Here is an 18,307-nt window from a genome sequence, read left to right on the forward strand (position 1 = left end):
TCAACCCGTACGTCTATCGGCAAGGCGGAATGCGAAATAGAGCCCCAGCATTAAGAAGAACAAGCCCGAGATATCCCCGATCAAAAAGGCAATATATTCGACGGTTTCACTGCCAAAGGCCAGATTTGTCAGCCCTGAGACAAGAAAGGACGTGATTACACCCACTCCCATGATGCAAACCCAACATGGTTTGCGATCAGGGCGCGGGAACAAATCCCACCCCACAGCCTTTAACAGATAAAACACTGCTGGAACCGTGGTGACTGCAATGGCAATGGCCAGCAGGCGACTGGACAGGAAAACGTCCGTACCCCCCAAATAAGCAAAAACGATGAAGACGCCTGGCAACAAGGCAAAAATCGCGCGCCACCCTAGTAGCCAAGCAGAAAGAACCCGCACGCCATGTGGCAAAAACAGCAGGCTGGCCCGGCTTGGGTATTCGGGAAAATACATGTTCTGGAGCGGCATCAGAACGGCGAAGGTCAGGAATGACGCCACGACATAGGCCAATGAGGCCGCAAACGTATCAATCACCCAGGCGCGCACTGCGATCACCGCATCGCGCATATGTTGCAGGCGTCATCTGGGAGCATTAACGATATACCGCCCCCGGTTGGCGCTGCCGCTTTGTGAAAGATAGCCTTTTTCCACCAAGGATTTCAGGGCGCGGAAAAAAGTCGGGCGCGATACGCTTTGAACCAATGTATGCTCGATCAAACCAAACGTGCGCACTTCCTGATCGGACTTGGAAAGCTCTTCTGCGGCGTAATAGATGTCGCGCTCAACCGAAGATAGTTTTTCCAGACCCAGCGTCCGCTCCATGCTTTGCATCAGTTTGCGAAGTTCGGTGAGTTTCGAGATTTCTGTCATGTTCTTACCTGCAATTTCCTGTGCCAACGATCGCCAGTCTGCGACCATTTGGGACACCCCGGTTTCAATACAAACCAGGTAGTCCCATATTGACACTCATCCCCATTTACATAGACTAGGCACCTGATTAGGTTGCTCAATTCTGCATTGTGAGTGTGCGCGTTTGAGCTGCCACAAAGTCCTTTCAGTCAATGCCCGGCGCTGACGTGCCGGGCTTTTTCGTCCCTTCGAACCCTATGGGTACCGCAGATCGCAATTTGAAACAACGCACTTGTATGTGCTTTTTGTGACATACAATCAAAGGTTGATATCAAAGAATGACGCCGCGCAAGAAAAAGGGGCCCGTAGGCCCCTTTACTTGCTAGCCGATTGCAACGGCTTTGATGTCGTCATCGATGAACGGCAGGTACTGCTCGAAGTTCTCGGCAAACATCTGAACCAGTTTTTCCGCCTGTTTGTCGAACGCCGCCTGATCGTCCCATGTGCGGCGCGGGTCCAGCAGAACCTCGGCCACTCCCGGCACCGAGACAGGCACGTCAAAACCGAAATTGGCATCCTTGCGGAATTCAGCATCGCGCAGTGACCCATCCAGGGCCGCAGTCAACAGAGCGCGGGTCGCCTTGATGGGCATCCGGCTGCCTACGCCATAAGCGCCGCCGGTCCAGCCGGTGTTCACCAGCCAGCAGGTCGCGCCATGCTGGGCTATCTTGTCGCGCAGAAGGTTGCCGTATTCTTCCGGCCGACGCGGCATGAAAGGCGCGCCAAAGCAGGTCGAGAATGTGGGCTGGGGTTCGGTGACGCCGCGTTCCGTACCTGCAACTTTCGACGTGAAACCAGACAGGAAGTGATACATCGCCTGCGCCGGGGTCAGTCGCGCGATCGGAGGAAGCACGCCAAACGCATCGCAGGTCAGCATAATAATGTTCTTGGGATGGCCCCCCAAGGCGCTGTTGGAGGCGTTGGATATGTACTCCAGCGGGTAGGCACAGCGCATATTTGCGGTCAGCGAATCGTCGTCGAAATCCAGCTCTTTGGTTTCGGGGTCGAATACCATGTTCTCAATCACGGTGCCGAACTTGCTGGTGGTCGCGTAGATTTCTGGCTCGGCCTCGGCGTTCAGGTTGATTGTTTTGGCATAACAACCGCCTTCAAAGTTGAAGGTGCCGCGATCCGACCAGCCATGTTCGTCGTCGCCGATCAACACTCGGGCGGGGTCAGCGGACAGAGTTGTTTTGCCGGTCCCCGACAGGCCGAAGAACACGGCGGTGTCGACCGGGTTGCCAACAGCGTGGTTGGCCGAGCAGTGCATCGGCATCACGCCTTTTTCCGGCAGCATGTAGTTCAGCAGTGTGAAGACGGACTTCTTGTTCTCACCTGCGTATTCAGTTCCGCCGATCAAAATCAGTTTACGATCAAAGTTCAGCGCGATCACAGTCTCGCTGCGGCAGCCGTGCTTGGCCGGGTCGGCCTGGAAACTCGGGCAGTTGATAATGGTAAAGTCGGCTGTGAAGTCATCCAGATCCTCGCGATCCGGTCGGCGCAGCAGGTGGCGGATGAACAGATTGTGCCATGCCAGCTCGGTGACCATGCGCACGTTGATCGCGTATGCGGGGTCAGCGCCGCCAACGAGATCCTGAACGAAATAGTCGCGACCTTTCATATGGGCCAGCATGTCTTCGTACAGCGCGTCAAAGCCTTCGGGGCTCATTTCGGCGTTGTTTTCCCACCAGATGGTGTCCGCGACACTATCTGTTTTAACGACGTGCTTGTCCTTCGGCGAGCGACCAGTGAACTTACCGGTGGTGACCAGAAACGCACCACCGTTGCCAAGTGTACCTTCGCCGCGCTTCAGCGCTTCTTCGATCAACGCTGGTTCCATGAAGTTGTAATAGACATTGCCCAGACCCTCGATGCCCTGATCTTCGAGGCGGAATTGCGGGTTAACCCGTCCAGATGTCATGTTTGTCTTCTCCTGTGGCGGCGCGAAGGCTTTGGCCGTGTGCGCCATTGGGGCAGTGAGCCGGTAAAAACCGGCGGCTGGGCGCCTCTTATCACGGTCGTTTGGGACATGAACAGGCGGGTTGACGCAGTTAGCGCAACCAAGTCCGAGTTTAGCGCCACCACCAATTCAATGTTCGAAAAGCGGGCAGATTTTTGCGGGCATCAAGGCAAATTTGCCGCAGACCTGCCGCAACAAAGGCACGATTCGCGGTTACGGATTGATTCGGCGTCTTAAAACCGCCAACAATGCCTTACAAATAAGCGAATTATTGCGCGAGTGAGCAGGAATAGGGGTGAGCCCGATGTCAAAGATTGCACTGGTGGATGACGATAGAAACATTCTAACGTCCGTATCCATGACACTTGAAGCCGAAGGTTTCGAGGTTGAAACTTATAATGATGGCCAGGCCGCGTTGGATGCGTTCAACAAAAAGCTGCCGGATATGGCTGTGCTCGATATAAAAATGCCGCGTATGGACGGCATGGATCTGCTGCAGCGGCTGCGCCAGAAAACGCAGATGCCGGTGATCTTCCTGACCTCGAAAGATGACGAGATTGACGAGGTTCTTGGCCTGCGCATGGGCGCAGATGACTACGTGAAAAAGCCTTTTTCGCAACGTTTGCTGGTTGAGCGCATCCGTGCTTTGTTGCGCCGACAAGAGGCGACAAGCGGAGATGCGGTTGCCGCCAACAGCGCTGACACGAAGGTTATGGAGCGCGGCGACTTGCGGATGGATCCGTTGCGCCATGCTGTAAGCTGGAAGGGGAATGATGTATCCCTGACCGTGACCGAGTTCTTGTTGTTGCAAGCGCTTGCCCAGCGTCCGGGATTTGTCAAAAGCCGCGATCAGTTAATGGATGTGGCTTATGATGATCAGGTTTATGTGGACGATCGGACAATCGACAGCCACATTAAACGCCTACGTAAGAAAATGCGCGCAGCCGACCCAGAGTTCTCGGCGATCGAAACCCTGTATGGTATCGGTTACCGTTACAACGAAGAATAGGCGCGACGCCTGCAAGAGGTAATGGGCACTCGTGCGCGACACCGAAGAAGCCAGAGAACTGCGCGACGGTGATGTCGTTCTTGGGGATGACTGGGTCATCCCACAGGATTTCGAATCCGCCGAGCTGAGAGAGAAGCGGTCCCGGAGAAACCTGTTTTCTCTGCGCGGTTCACCCTTGGCGCGCAAAATTATCACTTTCAACCTGATCGCCTTGGTGATTTTGGTCACAGGGCTGCTGTATCTGGACGATTCGCGCAAAGAAAAGGTGCAGCAAACCGCCCGCAATCTGCTGGGTGATGCGCAGCTGGTCAGCAACGTTTTTGAAACCCAGCTGCGGCAGGGGGCGCAGATCTCTGCGCAAAATGCCGGAAACCTGGACGTCAAGGACACGCTTTCAGGGCTGACGCTGCCCGAAGGCGGCGAGGTTTTTGTGTACGACGCCAGCGGCACCTTGATCGGGTGGACACGCGGCGTGCCACAAGCGTCCGATATGCCCGTGCTTCTGCGTACAAACACCGAAGTACAGACTGGCGGCACCGTCATCAGCGACACATTGAATGCGGTTTGGATTGGGCTGTCGAACATATTCAACTGGTCGACCGAAACTGAATCTCCGACCTTGGCGCAGCGAGTCCAAACAATTATTCCGCAGGCTCTTACCGGGCAAACACAGGTTCAGGCGGTGCAGGATAGCGCGGGTGACACAGTGATTGTTGCCGCTGCTCCGATCCTGTACGAAGGCAACCCAGCGGGCGCGGTTGCCATCACAGGTCCGGCAGGGGAAATTGACGCGCTTGTCCGCCGCGAACAAGAGCGCATCCTTCAGATGTTTGTGGTGGCCCTGCTTGTCTCTGTAGGGCTAAGTTTGGTTCTGGCCTCAACCATCGCCAACCCATTGGCGGATTTGGCGGCAGCGGCTGAAATGGGCAAGGATCGTGGCACAGGGGTTAATCCCGGTCGTATCCGTATCCCGGACCTTAGCGCTCGGCCGGACGAAATCGGACGGCTCAGCCGCGCCCTGCGTGGCATGGTGACCGCACTTTATAATCGGATCGACGCAAACGAGCAGTTCGCGGCCGATGTTGCCCACGAAATCAAGAACCCTCTGGCCAGTCTGCAATCCGCTGTCGGCACATTGCGTATGGTTAAAAGAGAGGATCAGCGCGACAAGCTGCTGGATGTGATCGAACACGATGTCCGTCGTCTGGATCGCCTGGTCAGCGATATCTCGAACGCATCGCGTCTGGACGCGGAATTGGTAAAAGAAGCAGAGCAGCCATTTGATCTGCTCAAACTGCTGGGCAACCTTGGCCAATACTTGGGTGAGGACGCCCGGTCCAAAGGTATCGACTATATAACTGACCTGCCGTCCGAACCCATTGTCATCAACGGGCTCGAAGCAAGGTTGGCGCAGGTATTTGTAAACCTCATCACAAACGCGATTTCATTCTGCGAAGAAAACGATGCTATTCGTGTTTGGGTCCGTCAGCGCGACAACCGAGTGCTGGTTGTGGTCGAGGACACGGGCCCAGGCATCCCCGAACAAGCGCTAACGAAAGTGTTCAAGCGATTCTATTCGCAGCGTCCTGCAGAGCACTTTGGCAATAACTCAGGTCTTGGGCTGGCGATCTCAAAGCAGATTATAGAAGCCCATGGCGGCGTGATCTGGGCCGAAAACATACGCCCGACCGAGGCAGACATCACCTCTGATCCGCTGGGCGCACGATTTGTCGTGGGGCTGCCTGTTTGAGAAATGCAAATCTTCTTACTGTCAGAGGCCAACAACCGTGACAGGGCGTGCGTTCATGCGTCTTGTGTATCGGTAGAACAGCGTGGCGTGTTGATCATCGGGGCTTCTGGTGCTGGGAAATCTGAGTTGGCGTTGCAGCTGATGGCCTATGGGGCTGACCTGGTTGCAGATGACCGTGTGATTCTACAGATGCACGATGAACAGATCGTTGCGTCCGCTGTTCCGCATATCCGTAACTTGATCGAAGCGCGTTACATCGGCCTGCTCAGGGCCGAAGCAACGGGGCCAGTTCCGATCGATTACGTCGTCGATCTGGACCAGAGCGAACCACAACGCCTACCCGAACAATTCACTGTTCAGGTCCTGAGGCAAACTGTTCCCTTGCTTCGCGGTGCCGGCGTCCCCAATTTGGCTGCAGCGTTGATGCAGCTGCTAAAAAATGGGCGTGTAAATCCGGAATGGCCGAACACATGATTTCACAACGGCGGATCGTATTGGTCACAGGCCCTTCGGGGGCTGGTCGGTCTACCGCAATTCATGTTCTCGAAGACCTTGGTTTTGAAGCCATCGACAATCTGCCCATGGGGCTGCTGATGCGCCTGCTCGATAGCGCGGACAGCGACCGCCCGATGGCGTTGGGTGTTGATGCTCGCAATCGGGACTTTTCGACAATCAGGTTTATCGAGCTTGCAGAAAAGCTGGGCCGAATGGCGCAGGTCGATCTAACGGTATTGTACCTGGATTGCAGCGATGACGTTCTGTTGCGTCGGTTTTCGGAAACCCGCCGCCGTCACCCCGTTGCCAGAAATGCCAGCCCCGAAACGGGCATCCAGCGTGAAAAAGAACTGTTGGCCCCGATCCGCGAGATTGCGGATACCCTGATCGACACCAGTCTTCTCAACGTCCATCAGCTGCGCGAAGAGGTCGAGACCTGGTTTGCGCCTAAAGGCGGGCGGCACCTTGCGGTATCGATCGAGTCTTTCTCGTATAAACGCGGGCTACCGCGCGGGTTGGACATGGTGTTCGACTGCCGGTTTCTTGCCAACCCGTATTGGCGTCCCGAATTGCGGGCGGCCGATGGTCGACATCCTGATGTCGCGCACTACGTGCAATCGGACACGACCTATTTGCCGTTTTTTGAACGAGTCATGGACCTGCTTACTTTGCTGCTGCCCGCATTTCGGGCAGAAGGCAAAGCGCACCTGTCCGTGGCCTTTGGGTGTACCGGGGGGCAACACCGATCCGTTGCAATGGCCGAAGCAGTCGCAAAGGCCCTTGCCGAAGGCGGTCAGCAAGTGGCAATTAGGCATCGCGAGATGGAACGCCGGACGTTGAATGTGAGGTCGGATTGATCGGGATTGTGATCGTTGCGCATGGGGGGTTGGCTCAGGAATATCTGGCCGCCACACAGCATGTGGTCGGGCCGCAACCCGGCCTGGTGGCTATTGCGATCGAAGCTGAACACGACCGCGACAAGAAACAAGCCGAGATCTGCCAGGCGGCCGACAGCGTAGACATGGGCGATGGCGTCGTGGTCGTCACAGATTTGTTTGGCGGAAGCCCATCGAATCTCAGCTTAAGAGCCTGCGCACCTCAGGATCGGCGGATTCTTTATGGTGCCAATCTGCCTATGTTGATCAAATTGGCCAAAAGCCGCCACCTGCCCATCGGCGATGCTGTGCGTCAGGCGATGGAGGCTGGACGGAAATACATAAATGCACAAAATGTGACATTAGAATAAAACCGGATTGACGACTATGACCAACCGAAGCCTTAAAATTATCAATGAAAAGGGCCTTCACGCCCGCGCCTCGGCAAAGCTGGTCGAGGTCGTGGAAGGGTTCGATGCCCGTGCCGAGGTGTCAAAAGACGGACTTTCTGCTTCAGGTGACAGTATTATGGGTCTTTTGATGTTGGCAGCCTCGCGCGGAACAACTATTGACGTCGAGACGTCCGGGCCGGATGCTGAGGCATTGGCGGAAGCTCTGGAAGCGCTTGTGAACGACAAGTTCGGAGAGGGGTTTTAATCCGCCCCGCCGCGACATGAAAACGGGAAGACCAGGAATTGGCGGAAACGACGCACGAGACCAAGACAAGCCCAGTGGTGGATGGGACCGCGGATGAGGGCGAAATCTACGACCGTAGAACCCTGACATATGCGAACTCGTTCGATGATGCCTGGACCTCAACCGCCATTCGGGCCATCGAATGGTGCACCGGCAAGCTGACCATTTTGCGAATGGTCAACAAATTCGAGAAAAAGAACGAATACTATCGCGGCCAGAGGTTCTGGGGTGGTGCCCTTACGACTATGGGTATCGACCTGACCACACCGCAGGAACAGATTGCCCGGATTCCCAAAACCGGTCCCGTCGTTGTGGTCGCCAACCATCCGCACGGTATGGTCGATGGTATGATCCTGGCCGAGCTGATTGGACGGGTCCGCAGCGATTACCGCATTCTGACTCGCTCGGTCCTGACCGGACTTGATGAGGCGGCGACATCTTTCATGATCCCGGTGCCCTTCCCGCACGACCCCGAGGCGCAGGCCAAAATGCTCGAGATGCGTGGCAAGGCGATGGAGCACCTAAAGAACGGCGGCGTTGTTGCACTGTTCCCGTCAGGCGTGGTGATGTCTTCGGACGACTGGTTTGGTCCAGCTATCGAGCGGGAATGGAACGTTTTCACGGCCAAGATGATCCGCCGCTCGGGTGCGCAGGTGCTGCCGATTTTCTTCCCGGGCAGCAACTCGCGCTGGTACCAGATTGCCAATAAACTGTCGCCGATTCTGCGTCAGGGTTTGCTGCTGCACGAGATCGTACGATCCTGCAACAAACCGCAGTCGCCGGTTATCGGCGAGCCGATCGGCGATGAAGACATGGAACTGCTCGAGCGCGACCCGCGCGGCTTCATGGCATGGCTACGGGATCGCACAATGTCCTTGGGCCAATCAAACAAAGCCTAATCCGCGTCTTCATCTGGCAAAAAGTACCTCGGGGGTGAGCCCGGATGAAATCCGGGCGAGGGGGCTGGCCCCCTTTTATCGTGTCGGTACCGGAACCTCTCCGCGATAGTCATAGAACCCGCGCTCGGTCTTGCGACCCAGCCAGCCAGCCTCGACATATTTAGTCAACAGCGGGCAGGGGCGGTACTTGGTGTCTGCCAGACCGTCGTGCAAGACATTCATGATTGCCAGACAGGTGTCCAGCCCGATGAAGTCCGCCAATTCCAGCGGGCCCATCGGATGATTCGCGCCCAGCTTCATCGACTGGTCGATGGATTGAACGCTGCCGACGCCTTCATAAAGCGTGTACACGGCCTCGTTGATCATCGGCATCAGGATGCGGTTAACGATGAAGGCCGGGAAATCTTCGGCACTAGCAGCCGTTTTGCCCAGGCGGTCGACAACAGCTTTGCAGGCGCTGAATGTGTCTTCGTCCGTCGCAATGCCCCGGATCAGTTCCACCAGCTGCATGACCGGCACTGGGTTCATGAAATGAAACCCCATGAAACGCTCTGGCCGGTCGGTGCGGCTGGCCAGACGTGTGATCGAGATAGACGATGTGTTGGACGTCAAAATCGTATGCGGCAGAAGATGTGGTTGCAGGTCTTCGAAAATCGCCTGCTTGATCGTTTCCCGTTCGGTCGCAGCCTCGATCACCAGATCGGTCTGTCCAAGGCGGGGCAACTCCAAAGTGGTCGAGATCCGGTTCAACGCGGCCTGCATCTCTGCGTCGGTGATCTTCCCGCGAGAGGCTTGGCGCGCCATGTTCCCTTCAATTGTGGACACAGCGTTATTCAGTGCGTCCTGGCTGACATCGTTCAGCAAGACCTCGTATTCCGCCAATGCCAGAACATGGGCAATCCCATTGCCCATCTGACCTGCGCCAATCACTCCGACTGATTTTACTTCCATGTACAGCTGCCTTTGCCCTGAAGGATACCGCGACAGTATCGGCAGACCGGGGCATGCGGCAAGGGGATCGAACCAGTCAATTTTGCTTCAAATGCGCGCATTAGGAATTTCTCAACATCTGAGGCCGCAAGATGGCAACCGGGTGAAATGTGGGGGGCTTGGGATGAGCTTTCATGAGATGAACAGGGGCGGGGACTCCGTCTGTCAATACAAGGGCTCCAAACTCTGGTTTCGCGGCCCGCCGAGTGACCTGAGCGACCCTTTCGTTGCGTGTTTGGGCGGAGAGGAAACCTTTGGCCGTTTTGTGGAACAGCCTTTTCCTGCCGAGCTTACCAAACTTTTGGGACGACCTTGTGTCAATTTTGGTAGCCTTTTTTGTGGTGCTGACGCGTTACTTGCTGATCCGGCAGTGTTAGAGTTGGCAAACAGGGCCGAAATTTGCGTGTTGCAAACACCCGACTTGCCGTGCTTGTCGAACAGGTTTTACCGGGTTCATCCGCGCCGCAATGATCGGTTTCTGGCCCCTTCGCACGATCTGGAACAGCTTTTTCCCGAGGTCGACTTCACGGAAATCCATTTCGTACGGCATCTGCTAACGCGGCTGCACGCAGTGCAAGACTCGCGATTTGAAGTCATTGCTCAAGAACTGCGCGAGGCTTGGGTGCGCACTACGTCCAAGGTTCTACGCCAAATCAAACCGCCGGTCATTTTGCTTTGGCTAGAGGTGCACAGGCAGGAGGGGATGCACAGCGACCTCGTTTTGCCAAATGTCGAAATGATCAATCAGCTTCGGCCCTTGTGTACGGGTATCGTTGAATGTTCGGTGCGCGTGACAGGGCAATCGGAATCTTTGGAAGATGTGTTGTTTGGAACCTTGCAACAGCCAATGGCAGAGCATGTGATAGGCCCATCTGCGCACCGTGAGATTGCCGGGAAATTGCTACCTGTTTTGCGGGACCAAAACTGAAAAGGCCCGCCAGAAGGCGGGCCCAGTAAGGTTTTTCGACGAAAACTTACGCTGTTTGATCAGCCGAGTTTTTCGGTCAGTTCTGGTACGGCCTGGAACAGGTCTGCGACCAGTCCGAAGTCGGCGACTTGGAAGATCGGGGCTTCTTCGTCCTTGTTGATCGCAACGATGACCTTGGAGTCTTTCATACCGGCCAGGTGCTGGATCGCGCCCGAGATGCCGACAGCGACATACAGATCGGGGGCAACAACTTTACCGGTCTGACCCACCTGCCAGTCGTTCGGGGCATAGCCCGAGTCAACGGCGGCGCGCGACGCGCCAACTGCAGCGCCCAGCTTGTCGGCCAGGGTTTCGATCAGTTTGAAGTCCTCTTCCGAGCCGACGCCACGGCCACCGGAGACAACAACGCCTGCCGAGGTCAGTTCCGGACGGTCGCTCTCGGCAACCTTGTCCTCGACCCACGACGACAGACCGGGGTTTTCACCGACAGAAATGGTCTCAACCGGGGCCGAGCCACCTTCGCCCGCAGCATCAAAGCTGGCGGTCCGCAGGGTGACAACTTTCTTGGCGTCGTTCGATTTCACGGTCTGGATCGCGTTGCCCGCATAGATCGGACGCTCGAAGGTCGAGCCGTCAACTACACCGGACGCATCCGAGATCACCATCACGTCCAGCAGCGCAGCAACGCGCGGCATCACGTTTTTGGCGTCGGTGGTTGCAGGGGCAACGATGTGCTCGTACCCGTCGGCCAGCGACACGATCAGCGCCGCGGTCGTTTCCGCCAGGCGGTGACCCAGCGAGGCATCTTCGGCAACCAGAACCTTGGACACGCCGTCGATCTTTGCAGCAGCCTCACCAGCAGCGGCGGCAGACCCACCTGCGGCAAGAACGGTCACATCGCCCAGAGTTTTTGCAGCGTTGACGGCTTTTGCAGTCGCGTCCAGCGCCAGTTCACCATTGTTGACTTCGGCAAGCAGAAGTACAGCCATTACACAGCCCCCGCTTCTTTAAGTTTCTCGACCAGCTCGTCGACCGAGCCTACAACGATACCAGCGGCGCGCGCTGGCGGCTCGTCGGTTTTGACAATCTCCAGACGCGGGCTGACATCCACGCCGTAATCGGCGGCGGTTTTCTCATCCAGCGGCTTTTTCTTCGCCTTCATGATATTGGGCAGTGACGCGTAACGCGGTTCGTTCAGGCGCAGGTCAACTGTCACGATGGTCGGCATCTTGACGCTGATGGTCTGCAGGCCGCCGTCCACTTCACGGGTGATCTTGGCGCTGTCGCCTTCGATGTCCAGTTCCGAGGCAAAGGTACCCTGCGACCAGCCCAGCAGGGCCGACAACATTTGGCCGGTGGCGTTCATGTCATTGTCGATTGCCTGTTTGCCCGCCAGAACGATGCCAGGCTGCTCTTCCTCGACCACTTTGGCCAAGATCTTTGCAACGGCCAGCGGCTCAATGTCGGTGTGAACGTCGTCTGCCGCCACAACAAGGATCGCGCGGTCGGCGCCCATGGCCAGCGCAGTCCGCAGGGTTTCCTGCGCCTGCTTGACGCCGATCGAAACGGCGACAACTTCGTCGGCCTTGCCAGCTTCTTTCAGACGGATCGCCTCTTCAACAGCAATTTCGTCGAACGGGTTCATCGACATTTTGACATTGGCGAGATCAACACCGCTTCCATCCGCTTTCACGCGAACCTTAACGTTGTAGTCAATCACGCGTTTGACAGGCACCAGTACCTTCATTTTTGCGTACGCTCCTCAAAAAAACGGCAAGCCGCGAAGGCGACTCTGCCAATGCTCTCGACGGACTAGATAGCGCCTGCAGCAGTGGCACAACAGAGCAAAATCGTCACGTCATAGCGTCGGGACGTCGCGTTTTGCGGTTTTTTTCAAACAAGGGCGAAAGATTGCCGTTTGAAGCCTCTGCATTTTAAGGACTGCGGCGCGCACAAATTTGACAGCCGCCTTCCCACCGCGCCGCTTTCAGCGGTTCGCGCCCGGAACCCACAAAACGTCGTCTTTGCCGTTGGCGTTCGCGCAGCGAGCCGCGACAAAGAACCAGTCGCTGAGCCGGTTGAGGTATTTGACAGCCACATCGTTGACCGGCTCCATATTCGTCAATTCGACCGCCAGCCGTTCTGCCCGACGAGACACCGTACGACACACGTGCAGATGCGCTGCCAGACGTGATCCACCGGGTAGGATGAAACTGCGCAGTGGTTCCAGATTTTCGTTCATCGCATCAATCTCGGCTTCAAGACGGTCGATCTGAGAGGGTACGATACGCAGGGGTGGATAGTCGGCCTCGGAATCCTTATCCATATCGGGGCGACAAAAATCTGCGCCCAGGTCGAAAAGGTCATTCTGAATGCGCGACAATGCTGCATCTGTTTCACCTTGGGCCTCGGTTCGGGCCACACCGACAAATGCGTTCAACTCATCTACCGTTCCGTACGCGGCAACGCGCCCCGCGTATTTGGCCACGCGTTCGCCATTGCCCAGAGCGGTTTTGCCGTCGTCACCTGTGCGTGTGTAAATCTTGTTGAGAACGACCATTTATTGCACCCCTTGTCCGCGCAGGTAAACGAATAGCACGATCAGCACCACGGCAATGAACTGAAAGAGGATGCGAAGCCGCATCATCTTGTTGCTTTTCTTTGCAGCTTCCATGCCGCTTTTGCCGAAATTCGCAATGCCAAGGGTCAGCACTACGACAACTGCCGCCATGGCCAAAAGCAGAACGACCATTAAAAGGTCCATTTCAAGTCACCGTCCGGTTTTTTCGATTATGACCCATCTAGCGTTGGGACGTCAAAAAGCGAACGGGAAATTTCGCCTCAGATGTCCGACAGGATGCGATCGGTCGCTTTTGTGGGCAAGATTCGGCGCAATATCCCGGCCACATATGTGGGCGTCGTCACATAGTATCGCGCCTTCGGCCGCCGCGCTTCAGCCGCGTGGGCGAGTTTGTCGGTCACAGCCGAAGCTGGCAGTTCGAAACGATCCGGGCCGCTGCTTTCATAAAGCCTTTTCAACAGCGAGGCTTCATATTTTTCTCGTAACGCCGAGCTTTCCCAATCAATGAATCTTTCGAACATCGGGATCGCTTTTTCCCTGAGTTTCGAGGTGATTGGTCCGGGTTCGATCAGAACAACGTGAATTCCGGTATCCCGCAGTTCAAGCCGCATTGTGTCGGTCAAACCCTCGATGGCGTATTTGGTGGCGACATAGGCCCCACGCCAGGGGAAGGCGACAAGGCCCAGAACCGAAGAACACTGAACTATTCGTCCATAACCCTGTTCCCGCATAACGGGAATCACCTGGCGCGTCAGCTCATGCCATCCGAAGACATTGGTTTCAAAGATATGGCGTAATCCGTCCGTAGGCACGTCCTCGACCGCGCCAGGCAGTCCATGGGCGCCGTTGTTGAACAAGGCATCCAGAGTGCCGCCCGTTGCCTCGAGCACAGAAGATAATCCCGACGTAATGCTCTCGGTGTCGGTATAGTCGATTTTGGGGCTTTCAAAGCCTTGTGCGCGCAGACGGTCGCAATCGCGTTGCTGGCGGCAGGACGCAAAAACACGCCAGCCGCGTGCACGCATACCGTGTGCTGCATCCAGGCCTATACCCGAAGAGCATCCCGTAATGAGTATCGATTTCTGCATGAGCCTTCCGAACATGAACCCCGCCAATAGCTATGGCGGGGTTTGCGGCAGGGCAATGACGCTCCGGCGTCAGTTTGTTGTTTTCCGGACAAGTGATGCCGAAATCCATCCAACCTGTTGCCCCGGCAACACGCGCAGGCGCAACCAGCCTGTGCCCGATTCGCTTAAGACTTCGACCTGTTGGCCAATGCGGGCCTTGCCGATGATTGGATAAATGGTTCCGGGCCCGTCGCGCATATTGACACGGGTACCCGAAATTTCGCGGATATCTTTGGGCGGTTCAACTGGTGCAGCCAGATCAACCGTTGGCAGTTCGGCATCCGTTGCGACTTGTTCCAGTGACCCCAAACCTTGCTCAAGCGACGCCAGGGTCAGAGTGACGTTTTCGTCGCTGAACAGCGACGGGTTTGCCTTGAGGCCCGCAGCCACTTGCGAAAGCAAGGCTTTGGTCTCCTCTTCGCCCAGCTGAGCATCGGATTCGACGGGCGTCGGCACCACTTTTTCTGACGCGGCAGAGGTCCGTATCACCAGTTTCTCAACCGGTTCAGGTTTGACAATTGGTGTGGGTTCGACGACCGGTGTCGCCGGTTTGGCTGCAACAGCAACGCGTTCCGGCTTAGCGTCGCGCACACCGCGCGGTTCAAAGTCGGGACCTCCGCTCATCACGTAAAACGTCCAGCCGAGAGCGGCGAAAGTAACAAGTATCAGGCGCATAGAGGCCATCCCCCAAGGTAATCGTAACAACAATAATGGGCAGCAATCATTCAATTGTTGGAATGGTAGCATAATTGTGAGGCCGAGTCGAAAATTCGGGGAAAACACCCACTTGCCTCCCCCTGTTGCAAAAAGCGCGACTTGTCCCCAGTAAAATGTACTCTGCTTGCTTTACCCGGGCAGCCTAGCGTCGTATCACATCATGTATGAATGACACGATCGACGACCCCAATATGGAGGCCCCTGACAATGGGGGCGAGGTTGCTGAACCACTGCGCCGCGCGATAGGTGAGCGCTATCTGACCTATGCGCTGTCCACCATCATGCACCGTGCTCTGCCTGATGCGCGGGACGGGTTGAAGCCGGTACACCGGCGAATCCTCTATGCGATGAGGGAACTGCGACTCAGTGCAACCGGAGGTTTTCGAAAGTCCGCCAAGATCTCGGGCGATGTGATGGGTAACTATCACCCGCACGGTGACGCCGCTATTTACGACGCGATGGCGCGATTGGCGCAGGACTTCAACGTCCGTTACCCGTTGGTCGACGGGCAGGGGAATTTCGGCAATATCGACGGGGATAACCCTGCTGCCTCGCGTTACACCGAGGCGCGGATGACCATCGTGGCCGAAGCGCTGCTTGAGGGGCTGAACGAAGACGCCGTTGATTTCCGCGACAACTATGACGGCACGCTGACCGAACCGGTGGTGCTGCCTGCGCAGTTTCCGAACCTTTTGGCCAATGGTGCCAGCGGGATCGCCGTGGGTATGGCGACGAACATTCCGCCGCACAATATTGCCGAGCTGTGCGATGCCTGCCTGCATCTGATCAAGACGCCGGATGCCCGCGACGATACGCTGCTGAATTATGTGCCCGGCCCCGATTTCCCAACCGGCGGCGTGATTGTCGAGCCGGCGGAGAATATCGCGCAAGCTTACCGTACTGGGCGCGGTTCGTTCCGGTTGCGTTGTAAATATGAGGTCGAAGATTTGGGCCGTGGCCAGTGGCAGATCATTGTCACCGAGATTCCGTATCAGGTTCAGAAATCCAAGCTGATCGAGAAGATCGCGGAACTGATCCAGACCAAGAAAATCCCGATTCTCGCCGATGTGCGCGACGAATCCGCCGATGACATCCGACTGATCCTTGAACCTCGATCTAAAAACGTGGATCCCGAGGTGCTGATGGGCATGCTCTATCGCAACTCGGACCTTGAAGTGCGGTTCAGCCTGAACATGAACGTGCTGATTGACGGGGTAACGCCCAAGGTTTGTTCGATGAAGGAAGTGCTGCGCGCCTTCCTCGATCACCGGCAAGAGGTGCTGATCCGCCGCTCACGTCACCGGATGGCCAAGATCGACCACCGTTTGGAGGTCTTGGAAGGCTTTATCGTTGCTTTCCTGAACCTTGACCGTGTGATCGACATCATCCGCTATGACGACGACCCCAAAGCCGCGCTGATGCGCGAGGATTGGGGCATCGACCACGTTCGTGCCACCGACGAGTCTGATTACGTCACGCCCAAGCCGGGTGAGGGCGAACTGTCCGAGGTTCAGGTCGACGCCATTCTGAACATGCGCCTGCGCAGCTTGCGCCGTCTGGAAGAGATGGAGTTGGTCCACGAACGTGACGAGCTGATGCTGGAACGCGCCAATCTCGAAGACCTGCTGGCCGATCCGGCCCTACAATGGGCGAAAATAGCCGAGCAGTTGAAAGAGACGAAGAAGACCTTCGGCAAAGACTACGACGGCGGCGCGCGTCGCACGCAGTTCGCCGAGGCCGGACAAGTCGAAGAAGTTCCGCTTGAGGCAATGATCGATAAGGAGCCGATCACGGTCGTCTGCTCTCAGATGGGCTGGATTCGCGCCATGACCGGCCATATCGACCTGAAACGAGAGCTGAAGTTTAAAGATGGCGACGGCCCGCGTTTCATTTTCCACGCGGAAACTACGGATCGCCTACTGGTGTTTGCTTCGAATGGGCGATTCTACACTGTCAGTGCGGCCAATCTGCCCGGTGGACGGGGAATGGGCGAGCCGCTGCGCCTGATGGTTGATCTGCCGAACGAGGCCCAGATCATCGACATCCTAATCCACAAGCCGGGGCGTAAATTGCTGGTGGCCTCGGATGCAGGCAATGGGTTTATGGTTCCCGAAGATGACGTGCTGGCCCAGACCCGCAACGGAAAACAGGTGCTGAACGTCAAAGGCGACGAGACGGCGATGATCTGTAAGCCGGTCGATGGCGACCACGTGGCCGTTGTATCCCAGAACGGTAAGTTCTTGGTTTTCCCGACAGAAGAACTGCCTGAAATGACCCGTGGCAAGGGTGTGCGCCTGCAGAAGTACAACATGGCGCGTGGACGGCAGGGCACGCTGGAACTGGATGGCGGGTTGTCGGACATCACCACCTTCAACTGGGAAGAAGGGCTGAAATGGTCCATGGGCGGTGAGAAGACCCGACACGAGGCGGACATGTCCCAATGGTTGGCCAAGCGCGCGAGCGTTGGGAAAAAACCACCTTACGGCTTCCCTCGGGACTATAAGTTTTCGTGACTCTGCTGCCACTGCGATCAATTTCTGCTGATACGACTTTGCACAGGCCGTGTTGGTGCGCTACATCCCGTAAAACAGGCCTATCGAGAAGAGACACATGTTGCGAATTCTGACCCTGATTACCGGATTGGCCCTGATGGGCGCATGTACGCAGACCCAGGTTTATGAACCGCCTGAGTCGTTGGGGGAATTCAAACTGCGCGTAAACTATGCCTTTGCGGACAAAGCCGTGCAGGGTCCGGTGTCGCGCGACGCCACACCAGATGAATGGACCAAAGCCATTCAGAACGCGGTTGATATTCGATTAGGCCGTTACGAAGGCGCGCAGGAATATGACATCGGCATCAGCCTTGAGGGGTATATGCTGGCACCCCCTGGGATACCTGTGATTTACAATCCCAAAAGCACCGCGATTGTGCTGGTCAACGTGTATGACGTTAAGAAAAAAGAGTTTCTGGCCAAGGGGAAACAGTTTCAAGTGCTGGAAGACACGACCGGTGAAAGTGCCCTTACTGGCTCAGGCAATACCCGAACCAAAGAAGAACAGATGAGCGGTCTGGCCCTGAAGGTCGCGGACCGAGTCGAAGAATGGTTGGCCGAAGAACATGAAGAGAATGGCTGGTTCGACAAGCGTCCGAGCCTGATCCAACCGCTGGAATCCACCGAGGTCACGCAAAATCCTGCGTGATTGCCGCATTTCCTTCAGGATGTGCTTGATTTTCCCCCGTGAACCAAATATCTCGCGCGCGCAGATGTAACCACGGGACCAAGGGTCCCCCAAATCGCAAAAGGGCGCCTGAGGAATGGCAAAGGAAAAGTTTGAGCGTACAAAACCGCACGTCAACATCGGCACGATTG

20 protein-coding genes are annotated in these 18,307 nt (G+C 56.4%); 10 read left to right on the forward strand and 10 right to left on the reverse strand.

What is annotated here, in order from left to right:
• The 3 genes from GS630_RS20105 to GS630_RS20115 all read right to left on the reverse strand — a co-directional run bounded on the left by GS630_RS20105 (position 1) and on the right by GS630_RS20115 (position 2,830).
• On the reverse strand, positions 1-567 hold the full coding sequence (locus GS630_RS20105) for a hypothetical protein (protein WP_253285952.1): 567 nt from the start codon (positions 565-567) through the stop codon (positions 1-3).
• A 12-nt stretch (positions 568-579) separates the two neighbouring features.
• Positions 580-918 carry a hypothetical protein gene (locus tag GS630_RS20110; protein ID WP_253740707.1) on the reverse strand — a complete coding sequence of 113 codons (339 nt, stop codon included), beginning with the start codon at positions 916-918 and terminating at the stop codon, positions 580-582.
• Between the two features lie 313 nt (positions 919-1,231).
• Positions 1,232-2,830 carry a phosphoenolpyruvate carboxykinase gene (locus GS630_RS20115; protein WP_171180750.1) on the reverse strand — a complete coding sequence of 533 codons (1,599 nt, stop codon included), beginning with the start codon at positions 2,828-2,830 and terminating at the stop codon, positions 1,232-1,234.
• A 343-nt stretch (positions 2,831-3,173) separates the two neighbouring features.
• Between GS630_RS20115 and GS630_RS20120 the strand changes: the two genes are divergently transcribed.
• From GS630_RS20120 to GS630_RS20150, 7 genes are read left to right on the forward strand one after another with little or no spacing between them, the layout of a single operon-like run.
• On the forward strand, positions 3,174-3,878 hold the full coding sequence (locus GS630_RS20120) for a response regulator transcription factor (RefSeq protein WP_171180748.1): 705 nt from the start codon (positions 3,174-3,176) through the stop codon (positions 3,876-3,878).
• Positions 3,879-3,909: 31 nt separating this feature from the next.
• The gene (locus GS630_RS20125) at positions 3,910-5,628 is read left to right on the forward strand and encodes an ATP-binding protein (RefSeq protein WP_171712207.1); all 1,719 of its coding nucleotides are present in this window, start codon (positions 3,910-3,912) and stop codon (positions 5,626-5,628) included.
• A gap of 3 nt (positions 5,629-5,631) precedes the next feature.
• A complete protein-coding gene (locus GS630_RS20130) occupies positions 5,632-6,102 on the forward strand; it encodes an HPr kinase/phosphorylase (RefSeq protein ID WP_171621372.1) in 471 nt (156 codons plus the stop codon).
• Positions 6,099-6,980: an RNase adapter RapZ gene (gene rapZ, locus GS630_RS20135; RefSeq protein WP_245223293.1), complete on the forward strand. Its 882-nt coding sequence runs from the start codon at positions 6,099-6,101 to the stop codon at positions 6,978-6,980. Before GS630_RS20130 ends, rapZ begins: the two co-directional genes overlap by 4 nt.
• The gene (locus GS630_RS20140; RefSeq protein WP_171180741.1) at positions 6,977-7,369 is read left to right on the forward strand and encodes a PTS sugar transporter subunit IIA; all 393 of its coding nucleotides are present in this window, start codon (positions 6,977-6,979) and stop codon (positions 7,367-7,369) included. Before rapZ ends, GS630_RS20140 begins: the two co-directional genes overlap by 4 nt.
• 16 nt (positions 7,370-7,385) lie before the next feature.
• Complete coding sequence (locus tag GS630_RS20145) at positions 7,386-7,655, forward strand: HPr family phosphocarrier protein (protein ID WP_171096062.1); 270 nt, start codon at positions 7,386-7,388, stop codon at positions 7,653-7,655.
• Between the two features lie 38 nt (positions 7,656-7,693).
• Positions 7,694-8,593 carry a lysophospholipid acyltransferase family protein gene (locus GS630_RS20150; RefSeq protein WP_171180739.1) on the forward strand — a complete coding sequence of 300 codons (900 nt, stop codon included), beginning with the start codon at positions 7,694-7,696 and terminating at the stop codon, positions 8,591-8,593.
• 75 nt (positions 8,594-8,668) lie between these two features.
• Here the strand turns inward: GS630_RS20150 and GS630_RS20155 are convergent, their stop codons facing one another.
• Positions 8,669-9,544: a 3-hydroxybutyryl-CoA dehydrogenase gene (locus GS630_RS20155; protein ID WP_171180737.1), complete on the reverse strand. Its 876-nt coding sequence runs from the start codon at positions 9,542-9,544 to the stop codon at positions 8,669-8,671.
• A 163-nt stretch (positions 9,545-9,707) separates the two neighbouring features.
• On the opposite strand from GS630_RS20155, the gene GS630_RS20160 reads away from it, so the two are divergent.
• Positions 9,708-10,511, forward strand: coding sequence for a DUF6473 family protein (locus GS630_RS20160; RefSeq protein WP_256368712.1), 804 nt, complete (start codon positions 9,708-9,710; stop codon positions 10,509-10,511).
• Between the two features lie 59 nt (positions 10,512-10,570).
• Here the strand turns inward: GS630_RS20160 and GS630_RS20165 are convergent, their stop codons facing one another.
• From GS630_RS20165 to GS630_RS20190, 6 genes are all read right to left on the reverse strand, one after another.
• A complete protein-coding gene (locus GS630_RS20165) occupies positions 10,571-11,500 on the reverse strand; it encodes an electron transfer flavoprotein subunit alpha/FixB family protein (RefSeq protein WP_171180735.1) in 930 nt (309 codons plus the stop codon).
• Positions 11,500-12,258 carry an electron transfer flavoprotein subunit beta/FixA family protein gene (locus GS630_RS20170; RefSeq protein ID WP_171180733.1) on the reverse strand — a complete coding sequence of 253 codons (759 nt, stop codon included), beginning with the start codon at positions 12,256-12,258 and terminating at the stop codon, positions 11,500-11,502. Before GS630_RS20170 ends, GS630_RS20165 begins: the two co-directional genes overlap by 1 nt.
• Positions 12,259-12,498: 240 nt before the next feature.
• A complete protein-coding gene (locus GS630_RS20175) occupies positions 12,499-13,071 on the reverse strand; it encodes a cob(I)yrinic acid a,c-diamide adenosyltransferase (RefSeq protein ID WP_171180731.1) in 573 nt (190 codons plus the stop codon).
• Positions 13,072-13,275 (reverse strand): twin transmembrane helix small protein, encoded by a 204-nt coding sequence (locus GS630_RS20180; protein WP_171180728.1) that lies wholly within the window; start codon positions 13,273-13,275, stop codon positions 13,072-13,074.
• Positions 13,276-13,352: 77 nt separating this feature from the next.
• Entirely contained in the window at positions 13,353-14,180 is an 828-nt protein-coding gene (locus tag GS630_RS20185) for an SDR family NAD(P)-dependent oxidoreductase (protein WP_171621373.1), read from the reverse strand.
• Between the two features lie 69 nt (positions 14,181-14,249).
• Entirely contained in the window at positions 14,250-14,894 is a 645-nt protein-coding gene (locus GS630_RS20190; RefSeq protein WP_245223292.1) for an SH3 domain-containing protein, read from the reverse strand.
• A 206-nt stretch (positions 14,895-15,100) separates the two neighbouring features.
• On the opposite strand from GS630_RS20190, the gene parC reads away from it, so the two are divergent.
• Both parC and GS630_RS20200 read left to right on the forward strand, forming a co-directional pair.
• Positions 15,101-17,449: a DNA topoisomerase IV subunit A gene (parC, locus tag GS630_RS20195; RefSeq protein WP_171621374.1), complete on the forward strand. Its 2,349-nt coding sequence runs from the start codon at positions 15,101-15,103 to the stop codon at positions 17,447-17,449.
• Positions 17,450-17,546: 97 nt separating this feature from the next.
• A complete protein-coding gene (locus tag GS630_RS20200) occupies positions 17,547-18,137 on the forward strand; it encodes a hypothetical protein (protein ID WP_171180722.1) in 591 nt (196 codons plus the stop codon).
• The last annotated feature ends 170 nt before the right edge of the window (positions 18,138-18,307 follow it).

It is taken from the genome of Ruegeria sp. HKCCD7303 (assembly GCF_013111185.1).
Taxonomy (GTDB): domain Bacteria; phylum Pseudomonadota; class Alphaproteobacteria; order Rhodobacterales; family Rhodobacteraceae; genus Ruegeria.